The following is a 12,875-nucleotide window of genomic DNA, read 5'->3' on the forward strand; positions in this document are numbered from 1 at the left end:
ATTTTAACCAGCCCAATTTTCCCGATCCAGGCTACGATACTGAATTGCCTCAGCCAAATGTTCTACCCGGATTTCATCACTCCCGGCCAGATCTGCAATGGTGCGGGAAACTTTTAAGATTCTGTCATAAGCGCGTGCAGATAGTCCAAGCCTGTCCATAGCCGTGCGTAAAAGTGCCGTCCCTGCTGGCTCAATCGTACAGATTTTCTTTACCATTTCCGGAGGCATCATGGCGTTAGAATAAATCTCTTTGTTATCTTTAAAACGCTCTAATTGTCTTTCCCGCGCCCTTATCACCCGCTCGCGGATTTGCGCGCTGCTTTCCGATTTTCGTGTGGAAGCGATTTGATCAAAAGTCACGGGCGTGACTTCTACATGAAGATCAATCCGGTCTAAGAGCGGTCCGCTGATTTTATTTAAATATTTTTGAACAACGCCCGGCCCGCAAACACATTCTTTATCCGGATGATTATAATAACCACAAGGACACGGGTTCATACTAGCAATCAACATGAAATTAGCCGGGAACTCAACCGTCAATTTCGCTCTTGAAATGCTAACTTTTCTTTCTTCCAATGGCTGGCGCATTACTTCCAGCACTGTTCTTTTAAATTCAGGAAGTTCGTCCAGAAACAGGATTCCGTTATGCGCCAGCGAAATTTCTCCCGGCTGAGGGAAACTTCCTCCTCCAACCAAGGCTGCGTCGCTGATACTATGATGTGGCGCTCTATATGGCCGGCGCGAAACCAAGCCCATGTGTGTCCCCAGCTTGCCAGCTACCGAATGGATTTTTGTCGTTTCAAGCGCTTCAGGTAAGCTCAGTGGAGGTAAAATACTCGGAATGCGCTTTGCCAGCATTGTTTTTCCGGCTCCCGGAGGCCCGATCATGATCGCATTATGCCCACCTGCGGCAGCAATTTCCAAAGCACGTTTTATGTTTTCCTGACCTTGAACATGCTCAAAGTCAGCGTCGTATTCATTTTGAGTAGTAAAAAATAAATCCCGGGTATCAACCACAAGTGGTTCTATGCTGCTTTTTCCCTCAAAAAAAGCGATCGCTTCTTCCAGTGTTTCCACAGGAATAACATCAATATTATTAACAATCGCCGCTTCTTTCGCATTTTCTGCGGGTAGGACAAAACCTTTAAAACCTTGTTTGCGAACTTCAATCGCTATCGGCAAAACGCCTTTGATCGGGCGTAATTTTCCGTCCAGCGAAAGCTCGCCCATGATCACATAATCTTCAAGATTATGAACGGAGCTGATTTGTTCAGAGGATTGTAAAATACAAAGTGCAATTGGGAGATCATAAGCAGAGCCTTCCTTGCGGATATCCGCAGGTGCCATGTTGACAATCACTTTTTGTCTTGGCATTTTATAATTGAAGTATTTCAAAGAAGCTTCAACGCGGTGTTCACTTTCCTTGACAGCACTGTCTGCAAGGCCAACAATGTGAAAGTGCATTCCTTGTCCAACCTGTACTTCAATCGTAATCATTTTGGCATTGACGCCATATACAGCACTTCCGAAAGTTTTTGCAAGCATAATACTGGTTTTGATTTGATAGTGTGTGGAAGTCAGCAGACAAATCCTTTCCAAAATTAACAGGATTTGTGATAACCTTGTATATGCAAATCAAGATAAGCCAGGCGTGAGAGGTTGTTATTCTTAATTTGATTAAAACCCTTCAAAAAGGTCACAAAAATCGTGTTTAAGATTGAGTAAACAATAAATGAGCTGCCTGTCTCCGGCATCTGGATTTATATCAAATAGGAAGTAAGAAGTAGCAATTATTTAAATACCATTTTCAAGTCAAGCTCAATATTCGTTACCGGATCCAAAAATAAGGAATCGGTAAAATACTGAACTGAATTATCAGGTAAGAATAACTGAAGTGTTTTGACGGAAGGCATCACGATCCAGGCAGATTGCACACAGCTTGGAAAATATATTTTCCGGATTTTTCCTGTCAAGGCGTCATAAGCCTGTGTCGGAGAAAGGATTTCAATTGCTGTGATTGGCGGCTCTGTATAACGGATTATATCCTCTTCCCAGTTGAAGACTAAATTCTGAAAAATCGAGATATCAGGTTTTGCCCTTCCGCTGAATAATTCAAGTTCAAGTTCAGGCATAACGTCAAATTTGGCGTCATATTTTGAAAGCAAAAGTGATATACAAAACCTGACACGCGAGCTATTTAGAGAAAAGCTTTTCTCCAAACTTGTTTCATTTCCACTAGTCTGTATATCCATGAAATTCAACACTGCTGTATCTAAAACAATTTACTCCACAACCGCCGAAACACAAATATAAGTCGGGATAATTCCGGTACTCCTGATCCGGACTTCTGCGTCGATGGCTTGGGTATTTCCTGTTAAAACCAAAGCAGTATCCAGTCCGAATTTATTCCCGCCGAGTATATCAGTATGTAGCGTATCGCCCACCATTAAAATGTCCCTTTTACTGACATTTGGGTAGTTTTTGATGTGCTGATATGCGAAAATAAACATCTGAGGATCAGGTTTTCCGAAGCGGATAAACTGTCTTCCGATGGTATCTTCAATCATTTTTGCCAACGCTCCTACGGCGATGGAAAGACGGGTCTTGGAAGCAGGATAAGTTTTATCCGTATTGGCAACGATGACAGGAATGTTGCGTTTACGTAACAGGTTTAAAGTTTTTGTGAGATCGGTATTCCAGTCAAACCCTTCATCATCAAGAAAAACCAAAGCGTTGACATCGTTGATATCGCTCAGGTCCACTTCCCGGATCGAGAGGGTTTTGATTTCATCTGTTCCGATATAATGTGCAGAATTTTCCGTTCCGAGGTAAGCCACAAACCCATTTCTTACCTTCAATTCCAGATATTCCCTGGCCAGCATTCCCGACGAAATAATACGGTCTGGCGTCACATCATTGATGCCTAATTTTACATAAGATTCTGCAAGTTGTTCAGGACTGCGAGATGCGTCATTCGTTACAACATAAAAATCTTTGCCTGTCTCTTTTAGGTATGCAAAAGTATTCTCAATTCCGGGAATCAGTCCATTATATGTTTTAAGAACGCCAAATGCATCAAAGAAAATAACTTCGTACTTGGAAAGTACGGACTTAAAATTGTCTAAAATCATGTAATTGGCGTCTTGAATTTACGATTTATCTAAACTTGCTTTTTTCTTACTTGCCTTAACTGCTGGTGTTATATTGAGAACTTTTATAACTTTATCGGCGTCAAAAGTATCGATTGACGGGAAATAAAGCTCGTAAGCTTCTCGCTGCAATTTGGTAGAGTAAGTTCTATGAAAAAAGTATTTCCCATATTTTATTACATAGTTAAGAATAAAAAAGCGATATGCCTCTTTCATAAACCTAACTTCATTTTCCGACAGTGGATATACTTTGTGGTATTCTTCAAGAAAAATCATAAACCGATCTTCCATCAGCGGCGTGATCAGATAACTGAAGACCGTACGGTCGCCAACGTTGGAAACTACCCTGCTGAAAAAATAAAAATCCATGATACGCGACGAAACCCGGAACCAGTCGTAATCCCATCGTGAAAATAAATGCTGATCTTCTGTAACGGAGAAATTTCCAATATTCCAGTCTACAAAAACAGGCATCATATCGAAGGATATGACATTTAATTTCTGAATATTTTTCAGGAAAATCTCACATTGATCTTTTAAAAAATCGACATGCATTCTGTGCTCATATTGCCCTGCTTCGGTATCCAGAATATCAAGCAAATGCTGAATATCCGTTCTCAGTTTTTTCGAAGATTTTGGAATAGATTTTCCGACACGGTAACATGCCTGGTGAAATTTTGCCATCTCGCGGCCAAGTTTCCGGATATGATCTTCGTCCAGTCTTTTTGGCATACGGTGCATAGCCCGGATCGGATTATAAAAAACAACCCAGGTATCCAGAAAATCTTCCTGATACCGGTAAGTGTAAACCTGATTATTTTTTAAAAGTGATTTGGCAACTACGTTCTCAAATGGATATAACAGATTGTTGGAAACAGCCTGAATGATACGGTGATCTTCTTTAAAATGTTCGTATTTCCCAAAATAGGAAAGCTTGGCAATAACAATATCGTCGTTGTCTAAGGTTACTCTGAATACGTGATTGGTTGATACTTTGGCACTTATGTCTTCAACCAATTTAATGGATATGGAATCGTCAAATCCCGCCCAGGCCTTTTCAATAATGGCTGGATAGTCTTTTATACGCATGAAATTACTCAAGATTATTAGTTCGTTTGTCGCTGAATTCGGGTACTTTTTAGTGATAAAGTGTTACAAAGTTAACAACTTCACCGATAGAATATATGTTGCTGTCTTAATGTTAAAGATGACTGTTTTTTATAAAATATTGACAATCAGAGGAAAAGGAAATTGAAATTTTGCAATACTTCTTTAAAAAAGAATTTAGCATTAGTTTTGCGCCGAAACTTACCTTAATATATTTTGTATTTTTTCTATTTTTCCCGCTTTCTGATCCGTCTGGCGCTGCCAATTTTCCTGCGACGTCTGCTTGTTATTAATTTTAAACAAGTACCAAACAAGGGACCATTGTTACTCGCATCTAACCATCCGGACTCGTTTTTTGATGCTCTTGTGATCGGCGCAACGCTTACGCAGCCAATTTTTACACTTGCCCGTGGCGATGCGTTCAAAAAACCTTCGGTGGCGTTTTGGTTAAGACAAATTAATCTGATACCTGTTTTCCGGGGCTCCGAAGGCAGACTGGCGGTTAAAAATATTGACACCACCATGAAGGAAAGTTTGGATGCGATGAGTGCTGGAAATGCTGTTATTATTTTTTCGGAAGGTGTTTGTGTGAATGAATGGAAATTGCGTCCGTTAGGAAAAGGAACTGCCCGAATGGCGCATCAGGCCTGGTTTGGAGAAAGTAATCTGAAAGAAATGCAGGTGATTCCGATTGGCATGAATTACGAACATTACCGCGGAACTGGCAAACGTGCCGCCATCCGATTCGGTGATGCTATTCACCACACGGATATCAAAACAAGTCCTGACGATTATGAAAAATGGCTTCGGGAATTCAATGAAATACTATATGTCAAGATGAACCAGGAAATTCTGACAATTCCTGACAATGCAACAAAGGAGGAACGTGTATCTGCTTTCAATAACTTTTTCGGTCCGAATTCTGTACCGTCAAAAGGAAACTTTTTGCTTCAAGGGCTGGGATGGTTCGGTCGTTTAATTCATCGACCGATTTATCAAATTTTTCATAAAAAGGTTGCGAAAATTACCGCCAGAAGTGTTTTTTATGATTCCGCGCTTTTTGGATTATTATTATATATCTATCCGCTGATCGTCCTTTTAATATCCGCTATCGTTGGAATCTTCGCCGGATTTAAAGTGGCCCTTGCAGTTTTTGCCGCTTTGCCAATTTTAGCCTGGATGGGAAACCGGTATCGCTAAATACAGTTAAAATTATGTTGCCTTGAATGCACAAATCCCCACGAATGTCCGTGAGGATTTGTGCATTTAAAGCAATTTTTTTTTCGAACCTAATTTTTTACTCTGTTCAAGCCCATCATTTTCAACATCCAGTCGGGCAGTGGTTTCTGATGTTTTCTTTTCTGGATATCTAAAAACCAGCCGATTTTCTTCAAAATTGGCAATTTATGTGTTTCTACCATTTCAATCAAAGTCCCGTCGGGGTCTTCTACATAGGCAAACCGGCCCGCAGCCGATTCCATTCCAAAGGAAGACTCGCTGTCGACTGTAAATTTGTATCCTTGTGCCTGCATTTTTGTTTTCAGCGTCGCCAAATCCAGCGCGTCGAAGCATAGATGGATATATCCGCAGTCTCCCCAGTAACGATTCTCAAAAACTTTTTTCGGCGTGCGGTCCAGTGCCTGAATTAATTCTATCTGAATATTTCCCAAAAGTCTACTGAATGCTCCTTCCGGTGTAAAGTTTTTTCTAAGTAAAACACGACGAAAACGCTGGCCTGAGATTGAAGCTGGCAAATCATCAAACACATCTGTTTTGTCGTAAACGACTTCCAGATTTTGTATCAGTGTCTGATAAAATAAAATTGATTTGTGTATATCGGTAACACCAACAACTACCCCCGCAACGCCACCTACCGGTTTTCCGGTGTTCTGGAACCAGGAAGTATCACTCGTGATCTGAAAAATATTTCCGTAAGGGTCATTTCCCCAAAAGCCTTCACCTTCCGGAAGGGATACCAACGGCCCTACGGCCTCCTTTGACTGCGATTTAACCCAGGCATGCGCTTTTTTAACATCAGGCGTTTTGAAGCGGATTGCATTGATCCCCAAATCTCCAATTTCCAGTTTGAAATTTGCGGGTTGCGAAACACGACTTGTAAATGACCAGATTTCCAACCCTCCGCCACCTGCCAGATTGAGGGCAAGTGCTGCATGTCTTTGGTGAACTTTTCCTCCGGTATAAGGAGTCATCAAAGGAGCTTCGGCTTTGTCGTCGAAAACCGGAACATCAAAACCAAGAATCCGGCGATACCACTGCCAGGCCTCTGGTACATTTTGAACACCAAGACCAACTTGTTGTATTCCGGAAATAAGAGCAGCACTCATGAAGGCGTTATATTTTTTTAGCTATTCGACAAAAAGATTGTATCCCAAGCCAGAATTTACTCTATTCGTAATCTTAGGACACGCAATTTTACAAAATAAAACAGCAATAAAGGCTGGGAAATGGAATAAATAATGGCCTGAAACTAACAGCAGACATCGGTAACTTCGTAGATTAGAGATTATTCGTATAGTTTTACGTCTTATCAGCGAGTACCGAAATTTATAAAATGCGTTTAAAGTAAGTGGAACTAACTTAACCGTTCGCTGTTTTCTGGATAATTAGCCTTAACTCCTGACAGATATGATTTCCTTCGTTCTCGTATTTTTGTTTGATATTTTTACACCGTTCCTGCCGATACAATCAGGAAATCCTGTTGCTGTCGAGTCCGTCCGTACTTCTGTTTCTAAAAATAAATTTATCGTATTCTCCGGCTCTGACTGGTGTAAGGGCTGCATACAATTTCGGAAAAAAGTGCTGAGCGATCCCTCATTTGAATCTTTTGCGAAAGAAAATCTGGAAGTCGTAGTTGCAGATTTTCCGCAGCGAACGAAACTTGCCAAAGAAGTTGTAGCGCAAAATGAGGCACTGGCAGAAAAATATAATCCAAAAGGCGTATTTCCAAATTTAGTGCTGATATCTGACGACGGGTCACAGTTTGAAATAATAGCTTACAATAATCAGACACCGCAGGAATTTGTAAGTGAATTGAAAAACCGATTACAAAGACTGAATGGATGAGTTTCGTCTGGTTGAAAAGCTGATGGGTTCAGCCTTTGAGCTGATTATTAAAGACCATGATAAAGCGAGAGCAGAAAAATTTCTTGCGGAAGGACGGGATGAGATTAAGCGGTTGGAAAATCTGCTTACAGAATTTGCTGATTCGTCATTTACATCCTTAATAAACAAAAATGCGGGAGTAAAGCCGGTTCAGGTTGACGGCGAAGTTTATCAATTGATTCAGCGTTCTGTCGGGCTTTCTAATTTGACACAAGGTTCTTTTGATATCTCGGTCGGGCCTTTGAAAAAATTATATAATTTCAAGAACGAACAATTTGTTTTTCCAGAGAAAAGTGCCGTTAAAAAAGTACTTCAATTCGTCGGTTTTCAACATATTTCACTCCTGCCCGACAATCATGTTTTCCTGAAAAAGAAAGGGATGTTTATCAGTTTTGCAGCAATTGGTAAGGGATATGCCGCGGATAAAGTAAAAAAAATGTGGCAGCAAAAGGGCGTGGAAAATGGTGTGATCAATGCAAGCGGTGACTTAACGGTTATTGGTAAAAAAACAGAAGAAAGACCATGGCAGATTGGTATTGCCAATCCGGATCAGGCGGACGACATTTTATGTTTTTTACCTATCGAAAATGCTTCGATTGCGACTTCCGGAGATTATGAGCAATATTTCATGCGGGGTGGAAAACGTTATTCACATACCATTGACCCCCGAACTGGTAACCCGGTAAGCGGAATAAAAAGCGTGAGCGTCGTCAGCCCGGGAGCTGAACTTTGTGACGCTTTGGCAACGGCCGTTTTTGTGATGGGCGTAGAAGTGGGGCTCCATTTTATCAATCAGCTGCCGCAAACGCATTGTTTAATTATTACAGATAAAAATGAGGTGTTCCACTCGCGAAACCTTAACTTTAAATATGCGGAGAAATAAAATTTACTGTTTGGTAATAGGAGTCATTTTGACGTTCGGTGGGATCGGCTGCCAGGCCGTAAAACCCTATCAACGCGTATACCTGAATGATCCGGAGATGCAGATGGGCAACAATTCTGGAAAAAAATTTGAGGACTACGTTGAGACTATCCGTGAAGGTGCCACGCCGGCTGGTGGAGCGAAATCAAGTGGCGGATGCGGATGTAACTAGCGTTTTATGAAAAGGAAATTTTTACTTGCCGGAATACTCAGTGCATTTTTATTACAATCCAAAGCCCAGAATGCAGATAGTTCCTATCAAAAAAGCACACTGTCAAAAACGGAGGTGGAGCTTGTCTACAACCACTATATTCAGGACGGGCATAACTCAGCTGTAACCGGCGGAATCGGGACGGAAAAATTGACGGTTTATTCACCTTCGGTTCGGATTGGACATACGTTTAAGGAATATAACACGCTGCGCTTTGTTGGAGGCGTTGACATCGTCAGCTCGGCGTCCGCGGATAATATCGACTTTGTCATGTCTTCTGCCTCCAAACGCGATGCGCGCTCCTATGGAAATCTTAATTACCAGCGGCAGTTGAAAAAGAGAGATTTGAAGCTTGGAATTGGTTCGGGGTTTTCCATTGAATCTGATTATTTGTCGATTCCAATTTTTGCTTCCGCAGAGTACACAAATCCTACTAAAACCAGAACTTATTCCTTTGACTTTCAGGCTTATTTCGATGATATGCGCTGGGGACGCCTGGATCCTGATCATTACCGGCCAGTCAAGCTGATCTATCCGGTTGAGTTGCGAAACAGGCAATGGTTTGATACTTACCGTCGAGATTCTTATAATTTCAAATTAGGTTTTACTCAGATCATTAATCCAAGGCTGGTTCTCGGAATTTTTCCGGAATTTTCTTATCAAAAAGGTCTGCTCTCGACGCCGTTCCACCGGGTTTATTTTAAAGACAATTCTTTGAAAGTGGAAAACCTGCCGCAAGACCGATATAAATTTCCGGTCAGTACAAGGCTGAATTATTTTATGGGAAGCCGCACGATCCTGAAACTGAATTATGGTTTTTACTATGACAGTTTCGATATTCTTGGCAATAGTCTGGAACTGGAAGCAGCGATTAAAACCTCGCCCCAATGGACTATTTCTCCTTTTTTCAGATTTTATAAACAATCTGGCTCTGAATATTTTAAGGCTTACAAACAACATGAGATTTCCGCAAAGTTTTATACCTCGGATTATGACCTTGCTTCATTTCAGAGTTATAAGGCGGGCATAAATCTGAGATATTTGCCATCCGCATATCTGACGAAGAGGATTTCGTTTGACGAATTAAATCTTAGATATGGTTATTATCACAGATCCAATGGTCTAAATGCACACATGGTCACGCTGGCGATAAAATTTGTGAGAGAGAAACATTAACTTTAACAAAGAAATTGGTTGTTGTTGAAATATTGATTGTTATGCTTAGTATTCTCTTTGGTATATTAAACCCAATAATTAATGTGTCAAATAATAAATTTCAAAATATTGTATTAAAATAATTGATTATCCACGCATCCATTTTGGTCTCATCATCGTATATTTGATGAGCATTATATTTTTTTATTGAAATAATAAGAATGACTCAGTCCGTAGTTTTAGCACCCATTACCGAAAGTTTACCAGCGTTTATTAATTCTGCACAGTATTCGAAAGTTTTTGTAATAGCCGATGCCAATACCCGCAAGTATTGTTATTCTTTAATAAAACCTCTTTTGCCGAAACACAGATTAGTAACGGTTCCAAGTGGAGAAAAACATAAGATACTGGCGACATGCACAACCATCTGGGAGTCCATGACGGATGCAGAACTAGACAGACATGCATTGGTGATCAATATCGGTGGTGGCGTGATAGGTGATATGGGTGGTTTTTGTGCGGCAGTTTACAAACGGGGGATTGATTTTATTCAGGTACCTACTACACTTTTATCGCAGGTTGATGCGAGTGTAGGTGGCAAGTTAGGCGTGGATTTTCAAGGATTTAAAAATCATTTAGGTGTTTTTAATATACCAAACAGCGTTCTAATAGATCCTTTTTTTCTGAAAACATTACCGGAAAGAGAAATCAGGTCTGGTTTTGCTGAAATCATCAAACACTGCCTGATTGCTGATGCGGACAAATGGAAGGTGATTCGCCAGAATGATTTTGAAGAACAAAACTGGGAAGATCTGATCGCCCACTCTGTGAAAATTAAACAACAGATTGTAGATCAGGATCCTACGGAAAAAGGACTACGGAAAATCCTTAATTTTGGACATACCTTGGGCCATGCCGTTGAGACCTGTTTTTTAAGTAAGTCAGAAAGTGAAAGGCTATTTCACGGGGAGGCAATTGCAGTGGGAATGATTATGGAAAGTTACCTGGCTTTCAAAAGAAATTTGATTGACAAGAAAACTTTAATTGATATAGAAGAATTTCTTTTTGCCACATACGGCAGAGTAATAATAAATCCGGAAGATGTGGAAGCGATCGTTGGGCTGACACGTCAGGATAAAAAGAACAGAGGAAATGAGGTTCGTTTTTCTCTGTTGGAAGGAGCAGGAAAATGCGGTTATGACATTGCCGTTCCGGTTTCTGAAATGCGTAAAGCAATAGCTTATTATATGGGGTAGTTCCGGGGAAGAAGAACAGCATAAGCTATTGATTAGTGGGTTTTCAACATTAGAGTGAATATATCTATTTTTAACCTGACAAAAAGTAATGCTTATGCTGAAGTCTATTAAACCTTATGCCGCTTTATTAGTGATATTGATATTAGCGGGTTGCTCGAGTGGTCGTAAAGTATTTGTGGAGCATGACTACAGTTATGAAACAAACTTTAAAGATTACTCGTCCTACACATTTCTGGAATGTGAGCGTGACACTAACAATCTTTGTACAGAAATTTACGAGGCAATCCGTCGTCAAATGCAGGTGAGAGGCTACAAACTTACCGCTGAAAAACCAACATTATTAGTCAATTACGGTATCTTCTACGACAACCTTCGTTACCAGGGTTATATGCAGCCGGTTATCAAAAACTGGGTGGATACTGAAAATGATGGGTTCCGGTATGAGCCAATAAAATACGCCCTCGATAAAGGTACTTTAATCGTTTCTTTGATTGATGCAGAAAGTGATCAGGTGGTGTGGAGAGGTTACGCTTCGGGAATTTTTAAAGGTGTTGAAAACTCAAATAATCACTATAGAAGTGTGGTGCGCAGGATTTTTGACCAGTATCCGCTTTTTGCCAAAGGATATGATCCAAGACGATACAGTGAGGCTGTGGGCAGATAATTTTTACGTTTTTGTTTTGATGTAAACATAGAAAATGAGCCTGCCGAATAATTTCAGCAGGCTCATTTTTGTTTATCTCAATTTTAAAGTTGCCAGTGTGAAAATGGCGAGAATGATTCCGACTACCCAGAAACGGGTCACAATTTTCGCTTCGTGGATACCTTTTTTCTGGTAATGATGATGAAGCGGCGACATGAGTAAAATTCGCCTGCCTTCTCCGAATTTCTTTTTGGTGTACTTAAAATAGCTGACTTGCATAATGACGGAAACTAGCTCGGAAAGGAATACACCGCATAAAATGGGGATCATTAATTCTTTCCGGATTGCCAGCGCCACTACGGCAATCACGCCTCCCAGCATTAAACTTCCGGTATCGCCCATAAACACCTGCGCAGGATAAGCATTATACCAGAGAAACCCGACACAGGCCCCGACAAAAGCTGCACAGAAAATTACCAGCTCTCCCGAATTTGGGATATACATAATATTCAGGTATTGCGAAAATTTCGTGTTACCAGATAAATAAGCCAGCACACCCAGCGTCAAAGCGATAATACCTGAAATACCAGCCGCCAGCCCATCAATTCCGTCTGTGATGTTTGCGCCGTTGGAAACCGCCGTGATGATAAAGATTGCGAGAATCGTGTAGATTACCCAGGTATATTCTTCCGGAAGCCAGCCGAAAAGCAGCGTACGATAGTCAAATTCATTGTTTTTGAAAAAGGGAAGTGTAGTTACTGTCGGGTGAACGATGTCCTTATAGCGTTGTACTTCCCCAATAGTAGAACTTAACAAAGGTTGCTCGTAAATACGAATTTTCACGTGGTCGCTGAAAGAGAGCGTCAATCCTACAATCAGCCCAAGTCCGACCTGGCCAACAATTTTAAAACGTCCGTGAAGTCCTTCTTTATTATTTTTGAATTTTTTTAGATAGTCATCAATAAAGCCTATCAAGCCTGTCCAAATGGCCGTAATGATCAGAAGAACGATATAGACATTGGTAAGTTTTGCAAAAAGCAATACCGGAACTAGCAGCGAGGCAAGAATAATAAACCCTCCCATCGTCGGCGTTCCTGTTTTTTCCATCTGACCTTCAAGGCCCAAGTCACGGATCGATTCTCCTACTTGTTGTCTCCGCAAGAAGTTGATAATCCATTTTCCATACGTGGCAGCGATGAACAAAGACAGCACGGTCGCGCCTAGTGCGCGGAAAGAAATATATTGAAATACGCCGGCTCCGGGTATGTTAAAGTGCTTGTCTAGGTAGTCGAATAGATAATAAAGCATG

At 40.9% G+C, this 12,875-nt stretch carries 13 protein-coding genes; 7 read left to right on the plus strand and 6 right to left on the minus strand.

Annotation, left to right across the window (positions count from 1 at the left end; genetic code table 11):
* Positions 1-3: 3 nt before the first annotated feature.
* The 4 genes from L0657_RS14475 to L0657_RS14490 form a co-directional block, all read right to left on the minus strand.
* Positions 4-1,545 carry a YifB family Mg chelatase-like AAA ATPase gene (locus tag L0657_RS14475; protein ID WP_235151517.1) on the minus strand — a complete coding sequence of 514 codons (1,542 nt, stop codon included), beginning with the start codon at positions 1,543-1,545 and terminating at the stop codon, positions 4-6.
* 245 nt (positions 1,546-1,790) lie between these two features.
* Positions 1,791-2,252: a Uma2 family endonuclease gene (locus L0657_RS14480; protein WP_235151518.1), complete on the minus strand. Its 462-nt coding sequence runs from the start codon at positions 2,250-2,252 to the stop codon at positions 1,791-1,793.
* Between the two features lie 30 nt (positions 2,253-2,282).
* Positions 2,283-3,131, minus strand: a complete 849-nt coding sequence (locus L0657_RS14485; protein WP_235151519.1) for a TIGR01459 family HAD-type hydrolase — start codon at positions 3,129-3,131, stop codon at positions 2,283-2,285.
* Between the two features lie 18 nt (positions 3,132-3,149).
* Positions 3,150-4,238: a hypothetical protein gene (locus L0657_RS14490; protein WP_235151520.1), complete on the minus strand. Its 1,089-nt coding sequence runs from the start codon at positions 4,236-4,238 to the stop codon at positions 3,150-3,152.
* A 234-nt stretch (positions 4,239-4,472) separates the two neighbouring features.
* On the opposite strand from L0657_RS14490, the gene L0657_RS14495 reads away from it, so the two are divergent.
* Positions 4,473-5,456, plus strand: coding sequence for a 1-acyl-sn-glycerol-3-phosphate acyltransferase (locus tag L0657_RS14495; RefSeq protein ID WP_235151521.1), 984 nt, complete (start codon positions 4,473-4,475; stop codon positions 5,454-5,456).
* An 89-nt stretch (positions 5,457-5,545) separates the two neighbouring features.
* On the opposite strand, the gene L0657_RS14500 is transcribed toward L0657_RS14495, so the two are convergent.
* Positions 5,546-6,601, minus strand: coding sequence for a VOC family protein (locus L0657_RS14500; RefSeq protein ID WP_235151522.1), 1,056 nt, complete (start codon positions 6,599-6,601; stop codon positions 5,546-5,548).
* 301 nt (positions 6,602-6,902) lie between these two features.
* Between L0657_RS14500 and L0657_RS14505 the strand changes: the two genes are divergently transcribed.
* The 6 genes from L0657_RS14505 to L0657_RS14530 all read left to right on the plus strand — a co-directional run bounded on the left by L0657_RS14505 (position 6,903) and on the right by L0657_RS14530 (position 11,587).
* Entirely contained in the window at positions 6,903-7,340 is a 438-nt protein-coding gene (locus tag L0657_RS14505; protein ID WP_235151523.1) for a thioredoxin family protein, read from the plus strand.
* Positions 7,333-8,262, plus strand: coding sequence for an FAD:protein FMN transferase (locus tag L0657_RS14510; RefSeq protein WP_235151524.1), 930 nt, complete (start codon positions 7,333-7,335; stop codon positions 8,260-8,262). The genes L0657_RS14505 and L0657_RS14510 overlap by 8 nt, the downstream gene beginning before the upstream one ends.
* On the plus strand, positions 8,249-8,473 hold the full coding sequence (locus tag L0657_RS14515; protein ID WP_235151525.1) for a DUF4266 domain-containing protein: 225 nt from the start codon (positions 8,249-8,251) through the stop codon (positions 8,471-8,473). The genes L0657_RS14510 and L0657_RS14515 overlap by 14 nt, the downstream gene beginning before the upstream one ends.
* A gap of 6 nt (positions 8,474-8,479) precedes the next feature.
* Complete coding sequence (locus tag L0657_RS14520; RefSeq protein WP_235151526.1) at positions 8,480-9,688, plus strand: DUF3570 domain-containing protein; 1,209 nt, start codon at positions 8,480-8,482, stop codon at positions 9,686-9,688.
* A gap of 200 nt (positions 9,689-9,888) precedes the next feature.
* Positions 9,889-10,923, plus strand: a complete 1,035-nt coding sequence (gene aroB, locus L0657_RS14525; protein ID WP_235151527.1) for a 3-dehydroquinate synthase — start codon at positions 9,889-9,891, stop codon at positions 10,921-10,923.
* An 88-nt stretch (positions 10,924-11,011) separates the two neighbouring features.
* Positions 11,012-11,587: a DUF4136 domain-containing protein gene (locus L0657_RS14530; protein ID WP_090340468.1), complete on the plus strand. Its 576-nt coding sequence runs from the start codon at positions 11,012-11,014 to the stop codon at positions 11,585-11,587.
* 72 nt (positions 11,588-11,659) lie between these two features.
* Here the strand turns inward: L0657_RS14530 and mraY are convergent, their stop codons facing one another.
* The gene (gene mraY / locus L0657_RS14535) at positions 11,660-12,874 is read right to left on the minus strand and encodes a phospho-N-acetylmuramoyl-pentapeptide-transferase (protein WP_235151528.1); all 1,215 of its coding nucleotides are present in this window, start codon (positions 12,872-12,874) and stop codon (positions 11,660-11,662) included.
* Position 12,875 lies beyond the last annotated feature (1 nt).

It is taken from the genome of Dyadobacter sp. CY345 (assembly GCF_021502725.1).
Taxonomy (GTDB): Bacteria; Bacteroidota; Bacteroidia; order Cytophagales; family Spirosomataceae; genus Dyadobacter.